The 20,419-nt window shown below is 67.2% G+C and carries 16 protein-coding genes; 8 read left to right on the top strand and 8 right to left on the bottom strand.

Annotated elements, in window-relative coordinates:
• Positions 1-86 precede the first annotated feature (86 nt).
• Positions 87-695 carry a TetR/AcrR family transcriptional regulator gene (locus ABIA65_RS32345; RefSeq protein ID WP_354526130.1) on the top strand — a complete coding sequence of 203 codons (609 nt, stop codon included), beginning with the start codon at positions 87-89 and terminating at the stop codon, positions 693-695.
• Here ABIA65_RS32345 and ABIA65_RS32340 read toward each other — a convergent pair.
• From ABIA65_RS32340 to ABIA65_RS32310, 7 genes are all read right to left on the bottom strand, one after another.
• Positions 692-1,705, bottom strand: coding sequence for an aminotransferase class IV (locus ABIA65_RS32340; protein ID WP_354526129.1), 1,014 nt, complete (start codon positions 1,703-1,705; stop codon positions 692-694). The two genes, ABIA65_RS32345 and ABIA65_RS32340, sit on opposite strands and share 4 nt — an antisense overlap.
• A 35-nt stretch (positions 1,706-1,740) precedes the next feature.
• The gene (locus ABIA65_RS32335; RefSeq protein ID WP_241401443.1) at positions 1,741-3,243 is read right to left on the bottom strand and encodes an APC family permease; all 1,503 of its coding nucleotides are present in this window, start codon (positions 3,241-3,243) and stop codon (positions 1,741-1,743) included.
• Positions 3,244-3,368: 125 nt separating this feature from the next.
• Positions 3,369-4,289 (bottom strand): LysR family transcriptional regulator, encoded by a 921-nt coding sequence (locus ABIA65_RS32330; RefSeq protein WP_241401442.1) that lies wholly within the window; start codon positions 4,287-4,289, stop codon positions 3,369-3,371.
• A 109-nt stretch (positions 4,290-4,398) separates the two neighbouring features.
• Positions 4,399-6,588 (bottom strand): acyl-CoA dehydrogenase family protein, encoded by a 2,190-nt coding sequence (locus ABIA65_RS32325; RefSeq protein WP_241401441.1) that lies wholly within the window; start codon positions 6,586-6,588, stop codon positions 4,399-4,401.
• Between the two features lie 51 nt (positions 6,589-6,639).
• Complete coding sequence (locus ABIA65_RS32320; protein ID WP_354526128.1) at positions 6,640-7,617, bottom strand: 2-hydroxyacid dehydrogenase; 978 nt, start codon at positions 7,615-7,617, stop codon at positions 6,640-6,642.
• Positions 7,593-8,729, bottom strand: coding sequence for an alpha/beta hydrolase (locus tag ABIA65_RS32315; protein WP_241401439.1), 1,137 nt, complete (start codon positions 8,727-8,729; stop codon positions 7,593-7,595). The genes ABIA65_RS32320 and ABIA65_RS32315 overlap by 25 nt, the downstream gene beginning before the upstream one ends.
• Positions 8,726-9,391: a TetR/AcrR family transcriptional regulator gene (locus ABIA65_RS32310; RefSeq protein ID WP_354526127.1), complete on the bottom strand. Its 666-nt coding sequence runs from the start codon at positions 9,389-9,391 to the stop codon at positions 8,726-8,728. The genes ABIA65_RS32315 and ABIA65_RS32310 overlap by 4 nt, the downstream gene beginning before the upstream one ends.
• A 97-nt stretch (positions 9,392-9,488) precedes the next feature.
• On the opposite strand from ABIA65_RS32310, the gene ABIA65_RS32305 reads away from it, so the two are divergent.
• Complete coding sequence (locus ABIA65_RS32305; RefSeq protein ID WP_241401437.1) at positions 9,489-10,067, top strand: VOC family protein; 579 nt, start codon at positions 9,489-9,491, stop codon at positions 10,065-10,067.
• A gap of 3 nt (positions 10,068-10,070) precedes the next feature.
• Here the strand turns inward: ABIA65_RS32305 and ABIA65_RS32300 are convergent, their stop codons facing one another.
• Positions 10,071-10,709 carry a TetR/AcrR family transcriptional regulator gene (locus ABIA65_RS32300; protein ID WP_354526126.1) on the bottom strand — a complete coding sequence of 213 codons (639 nt, stop codon included), beginning with the start codon at positions 10,707-10,709 and terminating at the stop codon, positions 10,071-10,073.
• Between the two features lie 82 nt (positions 10,710-10,791).
• Here ABIA65_RS32300 and ABIA65_RS32295 point away from each other — a divergent pair, with 82 nt between their 5' ends.
• From ABIA65_RS32295 to ABIA65_RS32270, 6 genes are all read left to right on the top strand, one after another.
• The gene (locus ABIA65_RS32295; protein WP_354526125.1) at positions 10,792-11,685 is read left to right on the top strand and encodes an oxygenase MpaB family protein; all 894 of its coding nucleotides are present in this window, start codon (positions 10,792-10,794) and stop codon (positions 11,683-11,685) included.
• Positions 11,686-11,717: 32 nt separating this feature from the next.
• Positions 11,718-12,620 carry a class I SAM-dependent methyltransferase gene (locus ABIA65_RS32290; RefSeq protein WP_241401434.1) on the top strand — a complete coding sequence of 301 codons (903 nt, stop codon included), beginning with the start codon at positions 11,718-11,720 and terminating at the stop codon, positions 12,618-12,620.
• Between the two features lie 123 nt (positions 12,621-12,743).
• Positions 12,744-14,555 (top strand): type VII secretion AAA-ATPase EccA, encoded by a 1,812-nt coding sequence (gene eccA, locus ABIA65_RS32285; RefSeq protein ID WP_354526124.1) that lies wholly within the window; start codon positions 12,744-12,746, stop codon positions 14,553-14,555.
• Entirely contained in the window at positions 14,552-16,105 is a 1,554-nt protein-coding gene (gene eccB, locus ABIA65_RS32280; RefSeq protein ID WP_241401432.1) for a type VII secretion protein EccB, read from the top strand. Before eccA ends, eccB begins: the two co-directional genes overlap by 4 nt.
• Before the next feature lie 28 nt (positions 16,106-16,133).
• On the top strand, positions 16,134-20,105 hold the full coding sequence (gene eccCa / locus ABIA65_RS32275) for a type VII secretion protein EccCa (protein ID WP_354526123.1): 3,972 nt from the start codon (positions 16,134-16,136) through the stop codon (positions 20,103-20,105).
• Positions 20,105-20,413 carry a PE family protein gene (locus ABIA65_RS32270; protein ID WP_354526122.1) on the top strand — a complete coding sequence of 103 codons (309 nt, stop codon included), beginning with the start codon at positions 20,105-20,107 and terminating at the stop codon, positions 20,411-20,413. Before eccCa ends, ABIA65_RS32270 begins: the two co-directional genes overlap by 1 nt.
• Positions 20,414-20,419: the final 6 nt, after the last annotated feature.

Below are 20,419 nucleotides of genomic sequence, written 5' to 3'. Positions count from 1 at the left end.
TGATCGATGCAAATATAGGAGCGACCAGCCGCCCCGTCAAGGATTTCTGTATTATTCGGTGCAGAATTGCGAGAAGGGCGGTTCCGATGGCGACACGTGGACGACCGAGGGAGTTCGACAGGACGGCCGCGCTCGAACGCGCCATGGAGCTGTTCTGGGAGAAGGGTTTCGAGGGCACGTCGATGTCCGACCTCACGTCGGCCATGGGCATCGGGTCGACCAGTCTGTACGCGGCCTTCGGGTGCAAGGACGAACTGTTTCGCGAGGCGGTGGAGCATTACGGGCAGAGCGCGGGCGCGGAGATCTGGGCCGCGGTGACCGCGGCCGACAGCGCCTACGGTGCGGTCGAGAGCTTCCTGATGACGACGGCGCGCGCCTTCACGCGTGGCGATTGTCCAACGGGCTGCATGATCGTGCTGTCGGCGCTGCACGTCAACGGCGCGACGGATGCGCTCCGGGCCGACCTCGTCGACAAGCGTGAGGCGAACACCGCCGAGCTGGCCGAAATCCTGTCACGCGGCATCGGCACCGGCGAGATCCCGTCGACCGCAGATGTCTCCGCGATCGCCCGCTTCTACGTCACGGTGCAGCAGGGCATGTCGATCCAGGCGCGCGACGGCGCCGACCGGGCGACCCTGGAGAGGATCGCGCGGTCGGCGCTGGCCGCGTGGCAGCCGCTGGTATCCGCGGTCTAGTACTCGATCGCCTCGATCAGCGGACCGGGCTCGTCCATGAGCGCCCAGAAGCGGTCGCGGATCGCGACGGTCAGCGGTCCCGGCGTGCCGTCGCCGATCGGCTCACCGTCGAGGGTGTTGATCGGGGTGACCCCGCCCGCGGTGGTGACGGCCATCAACTCGTCGGCGTCGTAGAGCTCGTGGCTGGTGACATCGCGCAGGGTTGCCTCGATGCCCATGGCGTCGGCCAGCTCGAACACGGTCTTGCGGGTGATCCCGGGCAGGGCGTTTCGCGACGGGGACGCCAGCTTGCCGTCCTTGACGATGCAGACATTGAAACCGGGCCCCTCGGCCACGCAGTTGTCGGAGTCCAGCAGGATCGCCGTACGCGCCCCGCGGTCCTTGGCCTCGAAGCTCGCCGCGGTCAGATCGCCCCACTGGTAGTTCTTGATGGTGGGGTCGACGGTGTTGCGGCCGGCCCGACGGACATGGCGCGGCACGATCGCGGTGGTGCCGAAGATCTGTTCGGCGGGTGGGAAGGCCCACAGGTAGGGGATCGCATAGATGTAGACCTGGTGGGTGAGCTTGGTCAAGTCCTTCTCGCCCTTGCGCTTTCCGTATCCGCGCGTGACGGTCAGGTTGACGAAGGACTCGCGTAGCTGCGACATCGAGATGCACTTGCGGGTGATCTCGGCGAGTTCGTCCTTGCTCATGCCCGCATCCAGGCGGAGCTTGCTCGCCCCGTCCAGCAGGCGGTCGAGGTGATCGCCCAGGCGAAAGACGTTGCCGTGCCAGACGTGAGCCACGGTGTAGGTCAGGTCGGAGTGGCCGAAGCCGGTGTCGAAGATCGAGATCTTCGCCTCCTCGGCGGGCATGTACTCACCCTCGATCCAGGCCACGCCGCCCGCGAACGGGCTGGACGTGTCGAGCTCGTAGTCGCTGTACTGGATCACCGATCCGGGCGGGGTGTCCTCGCGGATGGCGCCGGGTTCGACGGCGACGAGGTTGCTGGTTCCCAATGTGGCGGTCATGAGATGTGTTGTCCCTTCTGGAGATTGAGTCTGGTTCAGACAGAGTGGGTCTTGACGTAGTTGACGCCGGCCTCGCCGCGGCGCAACCGGGCCTTCAGGCCGGTGGCCCACCAGAGCGCGGCGATGACGACGACGCCGAGGAACACCCATTTGTTGCTGGTGAACTGCGGCAGGAACAGCAGGGCCACCGCGACGCTGAGGAAGACCACCAGCGCCGTGATGTAGAGCGGCAGACGGAACCTGCCGAGGTCGAATGTGCCGGGTTCGGGCTCGGGAATGGTGCCCTTGCGGACGCCGACCAGCAGGCCGATGGTCTGCAGGATGTAGACGAAGAAGAACAGCAGCGACGCGATGCCGATGATGAAGTTGAACGCCTTCTCGTTGACCAGCGCCGAGAGCAGCAGCAGGGTCGAGAGGCAGCCAAGGCCGATGATCGAGTACGTCGGGGTCTTGCGGGTTGGGGAGACGTGCCGCCAGATGTGTGAGAACGGCAGCATGTTGTCGCGCGCCATCGAGTAGCTGAGCCGCGTGGCCACCAGGATGTTGGCCAGCAGGCACGCCAGGATGTTCGTCAGCGCGACGGCCACGACGATCTTCGTGACGAGGGGGCCGGCCTGTTGCGTGATGATCTCCTCAATCGGCGCAGCGGAATTGGCCTGGACGGCGGCGACGTCCTTGATGGCGAGCACGTAGACGATGTACATCAGCAGCTCGATGACGATCGAGGTGACCAGGGCGTAGAACATCGTCTTCGGGACGACGCGCCGCGCGTCCTTGGTCTCCTCGGCGACATCGGCACCGGACTCGACGCCGATCAGGCCGAAGAACGGTCCGAGCGCGGCGGCCAGCCAGGCCAGCATGTAGGAGTCCTTGTCGCCGGCCTCACCACCGGTGAACAGCACCGAGATCGGCTGGTGGTTCTCGGGTGCGGAGAACGCGATGATCGCGATCAGGGCAGTGGCGCCCACCGTGATGACGAGTTCCAGGCTGACACCGATGTTGTTGACCATGGTGGCGAAGCGGACACCGTAGATGTTGATCAGCACACACACCGCAACCACGCCGATGGCGAGCAGGATCTGGGCGCTCTGGCTCATGCTCCAGCCGAACAGTCCACCGAGGTAACCGGACAGGATGAACCCGACGCCGGTCATGCCGCAGACCCACCCCATGAGGGCGATGAACCCGGTGAACCAGGCGAGATCGGGTCCGTTGATGCGGCTGATCCACTGGTAGGAATAGCCGGCCAGCGGCAGCTTGGCGGTCAGGTCGGCGGCGATGAACGTCCACAGGGCGAACACCACGCCGGCGAGGAGCAGCGTCCACACGAACGGTGCGCCCGCGGTGAAATAACCGGCGCCGAAGCCTGTGAACACAGCCGTGGTCGCGCTGATGGTCGCGAAGCCGATCGCGAAGGACGCCAACGTTCCGACCGAGCGGTCGAGCTTCTGCTCGTAGCCGAGTTCGGCGAGCTTGGCGTCCTCGGTGTTGAGCGTGGACGGCGGTGAATCAGCGTGTCGTACGGGGGTATCGGTCACGGTCACTCCAGGTCATGCGTTGCCGGATAACGAGTGATGCCAGGAAAGCCGGATTGCGCGCACACCGGAAGTTCAATGTTTTGATCTACTCATAAGCTGCGTTTATCAGTCGTTGTCCACCGCCGTCAGAAGTAGGTCGCCGGTGCGTCCCGATGCTGCGCATCGCCGAAGTTCCAATGCTCCTGCACGTGCCTGACCAGCGCATCCGCCTGCGGACTCAGCCCCGCGGGGTTCCACGCCAGCGCCGTGTAGCTCGGCGGCCGATCTGTGATCGGCACGTAAACGATGCCGGGGCGGTCGTAGAACCGAGCCACCGACGAGGTGGTGAAGCTGATGCCGAGGCCGCGTGCGATGGACGTCGTCTCGGCCTCATATGTGGCGGCGACCGCGGCGATGGAAGGTGGGCGGTGCCCGCGCACGTCCATCGCCAACCAGTAGTCACGCCAGGTCCCCGCGGTCAGCGGTGCGCAGACGATCGGGTCGTCGAGCAGTTCGGTGATCGCGATCTCGGCGCGGTCGGCCAGCCTGTGGTCCCGCGGCAGGCATGCCATCCACGTCTCGGAGTCCAGGATCAACATGCGGTGGTCGGGGAGATCCACGGGCGGCCGAATGAGAGCGACGTCGGTGCTGCCGGTGGCCAGACCCGCCGTGGGATCGGCGAAGTCGAACTCGACGGGCGCAACGGTGATATCGGGGTATGCGGACTCGAAATGCCGCACCACCCGGAACAGGAGGTCGGCCCCGGTGCCGATGAGGTAGCCGAGGCGCAACCGACCCTGGCGCGTGCCGGAGAGGGTGACGAGGTTCTCGACGATGGCGTCCACTCCACCGAGGGCCTGCTGCACCTGGGGCAGCCAGGCGGCGCCGAGGTCGGTCAGCGCGACCTCGCGGGTGTTGCGGGTGAACAGCACGACGCCGAAGTGATTCTCCAGTGCCTTGATCGCCGTCGACAGCGCGGGCTGCGTGATGAACAGGCGCTCGGCGGCGCGTCGATAGTTGAGTTCCTCGCCGAGCACGGCGAAGTACCGCAACTGGCGCAGTGTCACCTCGGCGCTCGTGGGTCACCTCCCAGTGATTCCCCCGAATTCTGCACCACTGTAGCCATCTGGGTACAACTACGACGATGGTGCAGAACTCGACGGGGGAGGCGAGAGGCTACGGATCGCGCGGCAGGCCCAGCAGACGCTCGGCGATGATGTTGAGCTGCACCTCGGACGTGCCGCCGTAGATCGTCGTCGCACGGCCTGCCAGCAGGTACTCGGCCCACTTGCCGGAGGGCTGCTCCTTATCGCCGACCGCCGCGTCGGTGCCGAACGAGGACACCCCGAACTCGGCGTAGCCCTGGCCGGTCTTCATCGACAGCAGCTTGGAGATCGCGGCAGCGGGCATCGGGTCGCCACCGGCGAGCGTCAGCAGTGTCGAGCGCATGTTGAGCAGCTTGGCGGCATGGCCCTCGGCGATAAGCCGGCCCGCGTGGTTCTGCTCGATCTGGTCGAAGTGGCCCTCTTTGAGGAACTCGACGAACTGGTCGAGGCTGGCCAGGAACGGCGGCTCGCTGCTCCCGATCGACACCCTCTCGTTGGTCAGTGTGTTGCGGCTGACCTCCCATCCGCGGTCCACCTCGCCGAGCACCATGGAGTCGGGGACGAACACATCGTCGATGAAGACGGTGTTGAACATCGCGTTGCCGGTCAGCTCCCGCAGCGGCTTGACCTCGACGCCCTCGGCCTTCATATCGAGCAGGAAGTAGGTGATACCAGCGTGTTTCGGTGCGGACGGGTTGGTACGGGCCAGCAGCGCGCCCCACTGGCTGTACTGCGCGCCGGTGGTCCAGATCTTCTGTCCGGTGATGCGCCAGCCACCGTCGACCTTGGTCGCCTTGGTGGTCAGGCTGGCGAGGTCAGAGCCCGCGCCCGGCTCGGAGAACAGCTGGCACCAGATCATCTCGCCGCGGAATGTCGGCGGCAGGAAGCGCTGCTGCTGCTCGTCGGTGCCATACGCCACGATCGACGGGATGATCCAGGCGGCGATGCCCATCTGCGGCCGCTTGACCCGCCCGCTGGAGAACTCCTGCGCGATGATGATCTGCTCGATCGGGGCGGCCGCCCGGCCCCACGGCTTGGGCAGGTGCGGTTGCACCCAGCCGCCCTCGGCGATCGCGGTGGTGCGCTCCTGGCTCGGAATCTCCTTCAGCGCAGCCACTTCCGCACGGATCTCGGCGCGAAGCTTCTCGGTGTCGGGATCCAGGTCGATGTCGATCGAACGCATGCCTGTGCTCGTCGCGACGTCGACGACCTGCTGGGGGTAGTCGGCGGCGCGGCCGAAGCTGGCGGCCAGCACGATCGCGCGCCGGTAGAAGACGTTGGTGTCGTGCTCCCAGGTGAAGCCGATGCCACCGTGCACCTGGATGCAGTCCTGGGTGCAGTGCTGGGCCGCGACGGGCGCCAGCGTGGCGGCGACGGCGGCGGCGAACTCGTAGGCGCTGTCGGCGTTGCCGCCACTGAACTCGTCGATGGCGCGCGCCGCATCCCACACCGCGGCGGTGGCGCGCTCGGTCTCGGCGATCATCCCGGCACACTTGTGCTTGATGGCCTGGAACTGGCCGATGGGGCGCCCGAACTGCTCGCGAATCTTGGCGTACTCGGCGGCGGTGTCGGTGGCCCACCGGGCGATGCCGACACATTCGGCCGACAGCAGCGTCGACATCAGGGCGCGCGCCTGGACGCGGCTGAGGTTGGACAGCACGCGGTCGTCGCCGACCTCAACGGCGTCGGCCTGCACGTGCGCGAGCGGGCGCAGCGGGTCGACGCTCTCAACGGGTTCGATGCCGACCTGGTCGGCGTCGAGCAGCAGCCACTCCTCGCCACCGTCGATCGCGACGGGCAGCACCAGCAGGGATGCCTGCGCGGCGGCAGGCACGGCCCGCACCTCGCCGCGGATGATCAGGCTCTCGCCCTGGCGGGTGGCGGTCAGGCCGGAGTCAATGGCGTAGGCGGCGATGACCTCGCCGGAGGCCAGCCCCTCGAGGCGCTTGTCTTGCGCGTCGTTGGCCGAGATCAGTGCGCTCGCGATGGCCGACGGCACGAACGGACCCGGGACGGCGCCGTAGCCGAACTCGGCGAGCACGATGGCGAGTTCGAGGATGCCGAAGCCCTGGCCGCCGACGGCCTCGGACAGGTGGACACCCTGCAGACCCTGCTCGGCGGCGGCGGACCAGAACGAGGGCGGATTGGCGATGGGCGTCTCCAACGCCTCGTGCAGCACCTCAGACGGTGCCACTCGTTCGATGAACGAACGTACCGATTCGGCCAGGTCAGTGTGCTCGGACAGGATTGCGATGGGCATTCATTGCCTCCTCTATTAACCGGTCGGTTGGGAACGAGGGTACTCGGGCGCTCAGGCGCGGCGGACAGGATGGTCGTTAACCAGGTTCACCAAGTCGCGGCCATCGCGCAGGCGGGCGCAGTTGTCGACCGCCTCGGCCAGGTAACGCCGCATCGTGTCGGCGGTGTACCAGGCGACGTGTGGCGTCGCCACCACGTTGGGCAGCGCGAGAAGCGGGTTGTCGGCGCAGACCGGTTCCTCGGTGAAGACATCGAGGCCCGCGGCGGCGATCCGATTGCCGGCAAGTGCGTCCAGCAGTGCCTGCTCATCGACGATCGGCCCGCGTGATGTGTTGACCAGCACGGCGTCTGGCTTCATGGCGGTCAGCGCGTCCACGCCGATCAGCCCCTCGGTCTGATCGGTCAGGGGCAGGTGCAGCGAGACGATGTCGCTTTCGGCGAGCAGCTCGCGAACCGGTCGCCACCCGGGTTGCCCGTCATCGCGCGTGCTGGTGTGCAGGACGTCGGCGCCCATGGCCGTCACGATCGTCTCCACCCGCTTGGCGACGTTGCCGTAGCCGACGAGGCCGACGGTGCAGCTGCCGATATCGCGCACCGTCTCACCCAGCGTGGGGTCCGAGGGCCAGCCGCGGCCCTCGCGGGTGCGGCGGTCGAGCTCGGGTAGCCGACGCAGCGCCGCGAGCATGAGAAGCACGGCGCCCTCGGCGACCGACGGCGCGTTGGCGCCGGGCATGTTGGCCACCGCGATGCCGTTGCGCGTGGCGGTGTCGACGTCGATGGTGTTGACGCCCGCGCCCAGTTTGTGGATCAGCTTGCATCGCGCGGCGCGCTCGACGTCCGAGCCCGAGAGGGGGCGTAGGACGTGCCAGATCACCTCGGCCTCGGGTAGCTCGCGATAGAAGGTGTCATCGTCGTCCTCGGCGCAGAACCGGACGTCGATCCAATCAGACTGCGGTGCAATGTACTCAAGCACCCGCTCACCCGGGGTGAAGTGGGCCAGTACTCTCAGTGCCACCGTTTTGCGATCCATTTGGCGATGAAGTCGGCCTGCTCGCTGCGTGCACCCGGTGTGGTGAAGTAGTGGTCGGAGTCGATGGCGTGCAACGCCTTGTCCGTACTCGCCAGCGCGTCGTGAATGCGTTGTGCGTCGGAGGGGTACACGCCGGTGTCCTGTTCGGCGTTGATGACGAGCGCGGGGCTCTTGATGCGCGCGAGGTGCGGTTCGGCGCGCGTCTGGGCGTGTCGAAGGCTCCACATTCCCAGCCAGCCCCGCAGAGTGCAGGCCCCGGCGATACCGTGCGCCGAGCGGTTGGCCTTCGCGGGTTCTCCGGCGTAGCACGAATTGGGCGGACGCTTGGTGGGCTCGAGGGTGGGATCCACCATGCGGGGGTCGGCCCAGGTGCGGTGCACGGTGAAGGGGCGATCCGAGAAGCCAGCCGCACGTACGCGTTTGAGTTCGGTCTCGACCCAGTCGGTGATGGCGTGGTTGCGCGCGATCTGCGCGGTGCGGTAGCGGTCGACGAACTCGGCCGAGTAGGGGGGACCGTTGCGCTTGGCGAACAGGTCGAGTTCGGGATCGGTTGCGACCGGATCGGCCTCGTCGACGACGGCGCCGTCCATCCACGCCGTGAGGACCTCGGGTCTGCCCGGATGTGCCGCGCTCGCCACATAGCCGTCCGCGGGCAGGAGCTCTGTCAGTCCCGCGGCCGGTCGCATACCGCTCAGCGGTACGACGTGGGGGTCGACGGCCTGCGCCTGGTACGCGGCCATCAGGGAGCCGCCGCCAGAGTTGCCCAGAAGCACAACGGTTTCCACCCCGGCGACCTCGCGGAGCCAGCGCACGCCCACGCCGATGTCGACCAGCGCGTGGTCGAGCAGGAAGCTGCTCTCGAAGCCGCGGAACCGGGTGTTCCAGCCGAGGAAGCCGATCCCGCGGGTGGCCATGTAGTCCGCGAGATAGTGCTCGGAGAAGTCGATCTGATAGTGGGTGGCAATCATGGCCACCTTCGGCTTTCGGCCCACGCCGCGGTAGTAGATGCCCTGGCAGGGATGTCCACCCGAGCCGGCCCGGCGGGCCGACGGCGAGTCGACCCCGATGAAGTCCCGTGTGACGCCGGGCGTCACCCCCGATGTCTTTGTCATCTATCCATGTCCCCCTGGTAGTGGCTGGTCCCCTTGTAGTGGCTGGTTCCCTTGTAATAGATAGTCCGGTAGAAGACGTTCGCCAGCGTGGTGATGCAGGCTTCGTCATCGACTTTGGCGGCGCCATCGCCACTGAGTTGTGTGTAGCAGAACTGGTTCAACATCGACACCAGAGCGACGGCTACGAGGTGGGCGTCGTCGTCGCGGCAGAAGCCCTGCTGCTGAGCGCTGTGCACCATCGAGGTGACGAGACTTATCGGCAGTTCGCAGATCTCGGCCCAGTACTGGGCGAAGTCGTCGCTGACCATCGCCAGTTGCGACACGCTGATGCTCTCGGCAAGGCGGTGTCGGTACGTGTGCCAGTGCGCGGCGGCCGCCCGGTGCGCCCGCTCCCGGTTGCTCAGGTCGGGCTCGGCGGCGGAGCGGGCGCGGTCGCGGGCCTCGTCGCGGAAGCGGACCGCCCATTCGCGGACCATCGCCTCCTTGGAGTCGTAGTAGTTGTAGAACGATGCCGTGGAGCGGCCCGCCTCGGTGGCGATGTCGGCGATGGTGGTGGCGAGGATCCCCTTGCGCGCGATGACTGTTCGCGCGGCCGCGTCGATCGCAGCCTGCGTCTGCCGCCCGCGGATCGTGGGCAGCTGTTCGCGGGGTGTGACGGTCAAGGGCGGCCTTCCCAAATCCATTGATCGCATCTGAATCTGATGTTAGATTCAGATTCTGATCTTGACCAGACCTCAGGGCCCATCGAGGAGGCGCGCGATGATCAAGCCGGCCAATCCCAACGCCGAGTTCGAGTTCGGCGGCATCAACCATGTGGCCATGGTGTGTGCCGATATGAGCAAGACCGTCGACTTCTACTCGGGCATCCTCGGCATGCCGCTGGTCAAGTCGCTCGATCTCCCGAACGGTATGGGACAGCACTTCTTCTTCGATGCGGGCAACGGCGACTGCGTCGCCTTCTTCTGGTTCGCCGAGGCACCGGACGGGGTGCCGGGCGTGACCGCGCCCGCTGCCATCCCCGGTATCGGCGAGATCGTCAGCGCCGTTGGGTCGCTCAACCACCTCGCCTTCCACGTCCCGGCCGAGAAGTTCGACGAGTATCGGCAGCGGCTCAAGGACAAGGGCGTTCGGGTCGGCCCCATCCTCAACCACGATGAGAGCCCCATGCAGGTCTCGGCGACGCTGCACCCCGGTGTGTACGTGCGGTCGTTCTACTTCCAGGATCCGGACGGCATCACCCTCGAGTTCGCCTGCTGGACCAAGGAGTTCACCCCTGCGGACACCACGACGGTGCCGCGCACGCAGGCCGACCGCCGGCCACCTGTGGCCGCGAACTGAGACCTAGCCGTGCAGGCGCGGATCGGTGAACGCGTCGAGGATCGCGGCGAGCTGATCGATCAGCTCCTCGGGCTCCAGCGTGAAGTCACCCGCGAGCCAGGCGCTGATGGTCTGGCCCACACCGCCGACGGCAAAGTGCGCTGTCGCCATTCCCTTCTGGCTGGTCCGCTCCGCGCGGTTGATGTGCAGTGCGGTGCCGATCTCATGGCTGTAGAGCGTCGCCAGCAGCACGCCTGACTCCGCGCGCTTGGCCGCCACGACGGCGTTGGACAGCTGGGCACTAAACAGCAGTCGGCCGATCCGGGCGTCGGCGGCGATGGTGTGGACGATATTGGCCATACCGGCCCGGTTCTGTTCGGCGGCCGGAGCGGCGGCGACGGCGGCCTGCGTCGTCGCCGCGAGTTCGGCGATCACGGTGTCGAACACCGCGCCGACGAATTGATCCTTGTCGGTGAAGGCCTCATAGAAGTAGCGCGTCGCGACACCGGCCTGCCTGCACGCCGCGCGCACCGTCAGCTCGGGGAGTGCGCCGTTCTCCGCCGGAGCGCCGAGCAGGTCGAGGCCGGCCTCGATGAACTGCCGTCGGCGGTCGGCGAGACGCTGTGCCGCCTCGACGCCCCGATAGGGCCGGACTTGAGCCATCGCTCCATCTTGACACCCGCCGACTCCGCGCTGCAATATCAGGAAACACGCGTTCTCACATTCAGGGTGAAGGAGTCGGCCAATGACGGTCAGCGATAGCCATGTCGAACGTGCGGTCAGCGCACCGGCCAGGACCCGCACCCCCCGTGCCCGTCGCCGCGGCGCGACATTCGAGGACGGCCTCATGGGAGTGGCACTGTTGGCCGGCCCGGCGAACGTCATCATGCAGCTGGCCAGGCCCGGTGTCGGCTACGGCGTGAAGGAGAGCCGCGTCGAGAGCGGTCGTGTCGACCGGCATCCGATCAAGCGGGCCCGCACGACGTTCACCTATCTCGCGGTGGCCGCCAAGGGCAACGATGCGCAGAAGGCCGCCTACCGCCGCGCGGTCAACAAGGCGCATGCGCAGGTGTACTCCACCGATGAGAGCCCGGTGAGCTACAACGCCTTCGACAAGGACCTGCAGATGTGGGTCGCCGCGTGTCTCTACAAGGGTGGTGTCGACGTCTACCGGCTCTTCATCGGCGAGTTCGATGAGCAGACGGCCGACCAGCACTACGTCGAGGGGATGAGCCTTGGCACGACGCTGCAGGTGCCGCCGGAGATGTGGCCGGCCGACAGGGCCGCGTTCGACGAGTACTGGCAGCGCTCGCTGGAGCAGGTGCACATCGACGATGCGGTGCGCGACTACCTGTACCCGATCGCCGCCAACCGCATGCGCGGCGTGAAACTGCCTGGCGCACTGCAGCGCAAGTCGGACGAGTTCGCGTTGCTCATCACCACGGGCTTCCTGCCGCAGCGGTTCCGTGACGAGATGCGGCTGCCCTGGGATGACGAGCGGCAGCGCCGGTTCGACCGTGTAATCAGGGTGCTGAGCACCGTGAACCACATGCTGCCCAGCTTTGTCCGTCAGTTCCCGTTCAACGTCTTGCTCAAGGACCTGGATCGCCGCGTACGACAGGGCAAACCGCTGGTCTGACGCTGTCAGGTTGCACGCGTAATCTCGCGGCCATGCGACCTGAGGAGAACGAACGCGACACCTGGGACATCACGACGAGCGTGGGGTCGACGGCTTTGTTCGTCGCCGCCGCACGGGCACTCGAGGCGCAGAAGGAGCGGCCACTCTCGCTCGACCCGTATGCCGAGGTCTTCTGTCGCGCCGTCGGTGGGGAGTGGGCCGACCTCCTCGACGGAAACGCGCCCGAGCACAAGCTGATGAGCGACTTCGGTGGGCACTTCGTGTCGTTCCAAGCGGCGCGCACCAAGTACTTCGACGAGTACTTCGACGCGGCATCGGAAGCGGGCGTGCGTCAGATCGTCCTGCTGGCTGCGGGCCTCGACTCACGCGCGTACCGCCTGCCGTGGCCCGACGGCACCGTGGTGTACGAACTGGACCAGCCGCAGGTGCTCGAGTTCAAGCGCAAAGCGCTGGATCGGCACGGCGATAGCCCGATGGCAGAACGTCGCGAGGTGGCCATCGATCTTCGCGACGACTGGCCTGGCGCGCTGCGGGCGGCCGGCTTCGACCCGTCCCGGCCGTCGGCCTGGATCGCGGAGGGGTTGCTCATCTACCTGCCCGCCAAGGCGCAGGAGCAACTGTTCAGCGGAATTGACGAACTGGCCGATTCGGGCAGCTGGGTTGCCGTGGAGGAGGGTGCCCCGATGCCTGCTGAGATATTCGCAGCAAAGCAGGCTGAGGAACGCGACGGCGGTGCGGAGGGGACGTTCTTCACCCTGGTCTACAACGAGCAGCACGCCCCCGCTGAGCGGTGGTTCGGCGACCGCGGCTGGACCGCCGAAGCGACGCCCCTACCTGCTTATCTCGAAGAAGTCGGCCGCCCCATCCCGCTGGATGATCAGGAGGCAGGCCCGATGGCGGGCTCGATCAGTCTGGTGCGCGCGACGAAGCGGTGAGCTGGGTCACCTGAGCAAAGAGGACCGTGCATCTCGACAGTTAAGTTATGCAATGCTAACTTCGCGGGGTTAGCTTAGGCATACATAAGGAGATGTCGGGGGCGTGTTGCTTCCGTGAGGCATATGGGTAGTGACACTCTTGCGGGAGCGCGGATAGACCGCGAAGTTCTGAGTCGATTCGCCACGGGTTGTCTGGCACTCGGTCTGACCGTTCACGAACGTCGGCGACCCGCCGATATCGCGGCGGCACACACCGGGTTCGTCGAGTTGACCCGCATCGCACACGAGCACTGCGACGCCTGGACCGGTCTTGCGGCCGCAGGTGACACCAGTGCCCGTGTCATCGAGTCGGTGTGGCGCACGGTCGGCACCGCCGGCATGCTGCAACGCCAACTCGAGATGGCGCCGGGCGACCTCGGATTCGACTACGACACAGGGCTCTATCTGCAGTTCCGCGCCACCACGTCCGACGACTTCCAGCTGTCCTACGCGGCAACGCTGTCCGCCGCCGGAGACCACGCCGAGGCCGACCTCCTGGTCGAGCAGCTGATCGGCCGTCGGCCCAGCTGGCTCAACGCCCGGTGGGTGCGGGTCGCGATGTGTTACCGCACCGAGCGGTGGCAGGACGTCGTGCGGCTACTGACCCCGGTGGTCAACGACCCGAAGCTCGACGAGACCTACGCGCACGCTGCGCGTATCGCGCTGGGTACCGCGCTGGCCCGGCTTGGCATGTTCGCTCCCGCGCTGTCCTACCTGGAGGAGTCCACCGGGCCGGTCAAGGTCGCCGTCGTTGACGGCACACTGGCCAAGGCTCTGTGCCTGCGCGCGCAGGGCGAGGATCTCGACGCCACCGACACCCTGGCCGAGCTCTACGCCGCAAACCCCGAGCACGAGCAGGTCGAGCAGGCCCTATTGGACACGTCCTACGGCATCGTGCCCACCACCGCCGCCCGCATCGATGCGCGCACCGACCCGTGGGATCCCGAGACCGAGCCGGGCGAGACCGATTTCGTCGATCCCGGCGCCAAGGAGCGCAAGGCCCACCTGCTGATCGAGGCCGAGGCCGAACTCGCGGAGTTCATCGGCCTCGAAGAGGTCAAGTACCAGGTGGCCAGGCTGAAGTCCTCAGTGGCGATGGCCATCCGCCGCCAGGAACGCGGCCTGACCGTCGCGCAGCGGACCAACCACCTGGTGTTCGCCGGCCCACCGGGAACCGGCAAGACCACCATCGCGCGTGTCGTCGCGAAGATCTACTGCGGCCTGGGCATCCTCAAGAAGGAGACCGTCCGCGAGGTCCACCGCGCCGACCTCATCGGCCAGCACATCGGCGAGACCGAGGCCAAGACCAACGCCATCATCGACAGCGCACTGGACGGCGTGCTGTTCCTCGACGAGGCCTACGCCCTGGTGTCCACCGGAGCCAAGAACGACTTCGGCCTGGTTGCCATCGACACACTCCTGGCACGCATGGAGAACGACCGCAACCGGCTGGTCGTCATCGTGGCCGGTTACCGCGCCGACCTCGACAACTTCCTCGACACCAACGAAGGCCTGCGGTCCCGCTTCACCCGCAGTATCGACTTCCCGTCCTACTCGTCGCATGAACTGGTCGAGATCGCGATGAGGATGGCCGAGAAGCGCGACAGCATCTTCGAGAAGGCAGCACTGACACACATGGAGAGCCTGTTCGGCCATCTCGCGACGGCGACCACGCCGGACGCAGCCGGGGTGGCCCGGCGCAGCCTGGACATCGCGGGCAACGGCCGTTTCGTTCGTAACCTCGTCGAACGCTCCGAGGAGGAGCGTGAGTACCGGCTCGATCACTCCGACGTCGAAGAGTTCACCGACGACGAGTTGATGACGATCATCGACCAGGACGTGAACAACTCCGCCATTCCGCTGCTGCGCGGCCTTGGCCTGGCGGTGCCCGAATGAGCACCCCGGAGAATCCGGACCGTCGGACGTTCACATCCCGCACACCGGCCAACGACAACCCCGAGCGGGTGGAGTACCGACGCGGCTTCGTCACGCGGCATCAGGTGTCGGGCTGGCGATTCATCATGCGGCGCATCGCATCTGGGGTCGCCCTGCACGACACCCGCATGCTCGTCGACCCGTTGCGCACCCAGTCGCGCTCGGTGCTCGTCGGCGCACTGGTGCTCATCACCGGTGTGATCGGATGCTTCATCTTCTCGCTGATCCGGCCCGCGGGCGTGGCAGGCGACAGCGCCATCCTGGCCGACCGCGAGACCTCGGCGCTCTACGTGCGTCTCGGTGAGCAGCTGCACCCCGTGCTGAACCTGACCTCTGCGCGCCTGATCGCCAACCGCGCCGAGAACCCGACCACCGTGAAGAGCAGCGAGCTGGACAAGTTCGCCCGCGGGAACCTGGTGGGCATCCCCGGAGCACCGGAACGCATGGTGCAGAACAGCGCTCGCAACGCCGACTGGACGGTGTGTGACGCCGCGTCCGGCGCGTCTGCCGGTGTCACGGTCATCGCGGGCCCGGTCGAGACTGGTGGCGAACGCGCATCGGTGCTTCCTGACTCCGGCGCCGTGCTGGTCCGCAATGACGCGGGCACCTGGCTGCTGTGGGACGGACGACGCAGCCTGGTCGACCTCAACGACCGCGCCGTCACCGGCGCGCTGGGGCTGAACTCCGAACTGCCGCAACCGCGTGCCGTCGCACCCGGTCTGTTCAACGCGGTGCCCGAGGGTCCCGCGCTCACGCCTCCGGTCATCGTCGGTGCGGGCGAGCAGCCGGCCTTCGATCTGCCGGTGTCCGCGCCGGTGGGATCGGTTGTCACGGCGTTCGACACCGATAACACGCTGCGGCACTATGCAGTCCTGATGGACGGCCTTCAGCCCGTCTCCCCGGTGGTGGCCGCAATCCTGCGCAACACCAACTCGTTTGGGCTGAGCCAGGCGCCGCAGATCGGCGCCGATGACGTGGCACGCCTGCCGGTGGCCCAGGCCATCGACGTCGACGCGTTCCCGAGTGAGCCGATCACCATCGTCGACGCCGGGTCCGCTCCGCTGACCTGCGCGCACTGGTCCCATCCCGTCGACGCCACCGGTGGCACGCTGCAACTGCTCTCGGGCGCAGCACTTCCGGTCGCCGACGGCCTGCGTGCCGTGCAACTCGTCGGCGGCGGCGCCGGTGTGACCGCCAACCGCGTGATCCTGGCGCCGGGCACCGGGTTCCTGGTGCAGACCGTTGGCCAGGATGTGCGTCAGCAGCCCGCGTCCCCGGCGGCGGGATCGCTGTTCTGGGTCAGCGACACCGGCGTGCGCTATGGCATCGACCAGGACGGCGATCAGAACACCGTTGCCGCACTTGGTCTCACACCGCCAGCCCTGCCCATCCCGTGGGCGATGCTGAGCCAGTTCGCCGCAGGGCCGACGCTGTCACGTGGTGACGCGCTGCTCGCGCACGACGGACTGGCCCCCGATCCCCGTCCCGCAGTTTTGAGAGAGGCGCCGTGACCAAGCGAGAAGCGGAGCGGTATCGCGCATGAGTAGGCTGATCTTCGAGGCCCGCCGCCGCATTCCGGTGCCGGCCACCCGCAAGGGCACCATTGCCATCGAGCCACCTCCGGAACTGCCGCGGGTGATTCCCCCGTCGCTGCTCCGGCGCGTGCTGCCGTACCTGATTGTCATCCTCATCGTTGGCATGATCGTCGCGCTCTTCGCGACGGGTATGCGCCTCATCTCGCCGACGATGCTGTTCTTCCCGTTCGTGCTGCTGCTCGCTGCCACCGCGATGTACCGCGGCACCGACGGCAAGGTGCGGACCGAGGAGGTCGACGCCGAGCGCGCCGACTACCTGCGCTACCTCACGGTGGTGCGGGACAACGTGCGCGCACACGCAGCCGAACAGCGGGCCGCACTCGAGTGGTCGCACCCCGACCCCGCACTGCTGGCCGAGGTGCCCGGAACCCGGCGGCAGTGGGAACGCGATCCCCACGACCCCGACTTCCTGGTGCTGCGCGCCGGCCTGCACGACGCGCCGCTGAGCGCGACGATGCGGGTGAAGGACGCTGCCGACGAGATCGACCTGGAGCCGGTGTCGCACACCGCATTACGCAGCCTTCTCGAGGTGCAGCGCACCGTTCGAGCCGTCCCCACCGGCATCGAACTGCCCAAGGTCTCCCGGATCACCGTGCTCGGTGACGCCGACGAGGTTCGCGGCGCGCTACGGGCGTGGGTCGCGCAGGCGGCCGCATGGCACGATCCTGCCGTGCTCGGCGTCGCGCTGGCGACCCCCGATCTCGAGGACGATGCCTGGTCATGGTTGAAGTGGTTGCCGCATAACGATGTCCCTGGACAGGTCGACGGCGTCGGCCCGGCCCGTTACCTGGCCGCCAGCGTCACCCGACTGAACGATGTGCTGGCGCCCGCACTGGACGACCGCGAGACCTTTGGGTCCGACGACGCGGCCTCGGCCAACAAGCACCTGCTGATCATCGTTGACGACCCGGATGCCGACCCTGAGATTCTGGTGCCCAGGTCGGGTCTGGCCGGTGTCACCATCGTGCACAGGACCACCGAGGAGCCGCACCGCGAGCAGTACGCGGACCCCGAGCGTCCCATCCTGCGGGTCAGCGGTGGACGCATCGAGCGCTGGCAGTCGGGCGGATGGCAGACCTACGTCGAAGCCGCCGATCAGCTCGGCACGGCTGACGCACAGCATTTCGCGCGCCGGCTGTCTCGGTGGGACTCCAACCCCCGCCACGCCAGGAGTAATAGCGCGGGCCTCGCGACATTCACCACATTGCTCGGGATCCCTGATGCCGCAGCGCTGGACGTGGCTGACCTGTGGGCGCCGCGCAGCAGGCACGATGAGCTGCGGGTGCCGATCGGTGTCACGCCCTCGGGTGAACCGCTGATCTTCGACCTGAAGGACGAGGCCGAGGGCGGTATGGGTCCGCACGGCCTGATGATCGGTATGACCGGCTCGGGCAAGTCGCAGACGTTGATGTCGATTCTGTTGGCGCTGTTGACCACTCACTCGGCGGAACGCCTGATCGTCATCTACGCCGACTTCAAGGGCGAGGCGGGCGCGGACATCTTCCGCAACTTCCCGCAGGTCGTCGCCGTGATCTCCAACATGGCCGAGAAGAAGTCCCTGGCCGACCGGTTCGCCGACACGCTTCGTGGTGAGGTGGCTCGCCGCGAGCAGATCCTGATGGAGGCCGGCCGACGGGTGCAGGGCAGCGCCTTCAACTCCGTGCTGGAGTACGAGGCCGCGATCGACGCGGGGCATGACCTGCCGCCGATGCCGACGCTGCTGGTGGTGGCCGACGAGTTCTCGCTCATGCTGGCCGACCACCCCGAGTACGCCGAGCTGTTCGACTACGTTGCGCGCAAGGGGCGTTCGTTCCGCATCCACATCCTGTTCGCGTCCCAGACGCTGGATGTCGGGCGGATCAAGGACATCGACAAGAACACCTCCTACCGGATCGGTCTGAAGGTGGCCAGCCCCAGTATCAGCCGCCAGATCATCGGTGTGGAGGACGCCTTCCACCTCGAATCCGGACCGGATCACAAGGGTGAGGGTTTCCTGGTGCCGACGCCGGGCGCCATGCCGCAGAAGTTCCGCAGCACCTACGTCGACGGCATCTACGATCCGCCGCGCACCCCCACATCGGTTGTGGTGTCCGCTGTTCCGACACCGCAGCCGTTCACCGCCGGCCATGCCGAGGCCGCCCCCGACACGATCGTGGTCACCGGTGGCGGAGACCACGACGCATTGCCGCCGCGCAAGCTCGTCGCGACCGTCGGCGATCAGCTGGCGCACTACGGCCCCAAGGCGCCGCCACTGTGGCTGCCGCCGCTCGATGAGCCCATCGCGCTCACCGAACTGCTGCACCGCGCCGGTGTGCCGGAACGTGAGTGGCGCTGGCCGCTCGGTGAGATCGACCGGCCGTTCCAGATGCGCCGTGACCCACTGGTGTTCGACGCCACGTCGGCGGGTGCCAATGTGCTGATCCACGGTGGACCCAAATCGGGCAAGACCACCGCGCTGCAGACGTTCATCCTGTCGGCGGCCGCGCTGCACTCGCCGCGTGACGTGACGTTCTACTGCCTGGACTACGGCGGCGGCCAACTTCGTGAGATGGCCGATCTGGCGCATGTCGGAAGCGTGGCCTCACCGCTGGAACCCGAGCGCATCCGCAGGACGTTCGGCGAGCTGGAACAGCTGCTCCGCGCCCGCCAGGCCCGTGCCGTCAATGGCAATGGGGCTGGGGCCGGCAACGGCAATGACGGCGACGGCTACGGCGAGGTGTTCCTCGTCATCGACAACCTGTACGCGTTCAGCAGGGACAACACCGACACCTTCAACACGCGTAATCCGTTGTTGGCCAGGGTCACCGAGCTGGCCAACACGGGCCTGTCGTACGGCATCCACGTCGTGATCACCACGCCCAACTGGCTCGAGGTCCCGCTGGCCATGCGTGACGGCCTTGGGTTGCGGCTCGAGCTCAAGCTGTCGGACTCCCAGGACAGCAACGTCCGTGTCGTCGGGGCCCTGCGCCGAGCGGCCGACGGCGTGCCTGCCGACCAGCCGGGCCGGGGCCTCACCATGGCCGCCGAGCACTTCCTGTTCGCCAAGCCTGCGCTGGAGACCATCGGAATGGTCAACTCGCGCTACCCGGGCCTGTCCGCACCGCGGGTGCGGCTGCTACCCGCGGATCTCGCGCCGGAGACCCTCGGGCCGCTGTACTCGCCGCCGGAGCGGATCGTCATCGGCCAGCGCGAGCAGGACCTGGCGCCGGTGTCGGTCGACTTCGCGGAGAACCCGTTGCTGATGGTGTTCGGCGACTCCAAGTCCGGCAAGACGACGCTGCTGCGTCACCTGATTCGGACCATCCGGGTGAACTCCAGCCCGGACCGCGTCGCGTTCACGGTGATCGACCGCAGGCTGCACCTCGTCGACGAACCGTTGTTCCCCGACAACGAGTACACGCCCAACATCGACCGCGTCACACCTGCGATGCTGGGGCTGGCCGCACTGCTCGAGAAGCGTCGGCCGCCGGGCGGACTCACTGCGGCGCAGCTCAGCGGCTGGACGTATGAGGGGCACACGCATTACCTGATCATCGACGATCTCGATCAGATCCCCGACGCGCCAGCGGTCAGCGGTCCCTATGTGGGACAGCGTCCGTGGACGGGCCTCATCGGTCTGCTGTCTCAAGCCGCTGAACTCGGATTGCGCGTCATCGTCACCGCTCGCGCCACGGGTTCTGCTCACGCCATCATGACGGCACCTTTGCTGAGAAGGCTCAACGAACTGCAGGCGACAACGGTCATGCTGTCGGGCAGCCCGCAGGACAGCGGGAAGATCCGAGGGCACCGATTCGGTCGTCTGCCGGCAGGACGCGGGATTCTGCTCGACGATGGTGACGAGGCAACGTTCGTTCAACTGGTGAATCCGTTCGCCAACGAGGCGGCACCCACTAACCGAGGAAGGGAGTTCAGCTGATGACTCTGCGCGTGGTTCCCGAAGGTCTCACCGCGGCAAGTGCCCAGGTGGAGGCGCTGACGGCAAAGCTCGCCGCCGCGCATGCGGCGGCGGCACCCCTGATCTCGGCGGTGCTGGCACCCGCGGCGGACCCGGTCTCGCTGCAGACCGCCGCGGCGTTCAGCGCCCACGGCAGTGCGCACAACGCCATCGCGGCCCAGGGCGCGGAAGAGCTCGGCCGCGCGGGTATCGGCGTCGGCGAGTCCGGCACGAGTTACGCGACGGGTGATGCCATGGCTGCCTCGTCCTACCTCATCGCAGGTAGCTGACCGATC

The sequence above is a fragment of the Mycolicibacterium sp. 624 genome (assembly GCF_040548615.1).
Taxonomy (GTDB): Bacteria; Actinomycetota; Actinomycetes; order Mycobacteriales; family Mycobacteriaceae; genus Mycobacterium.
Note: the sequence above shows the minus strand (reverse complement) of the source record. Positions and strands in the feature narration are given on the sequence as shown.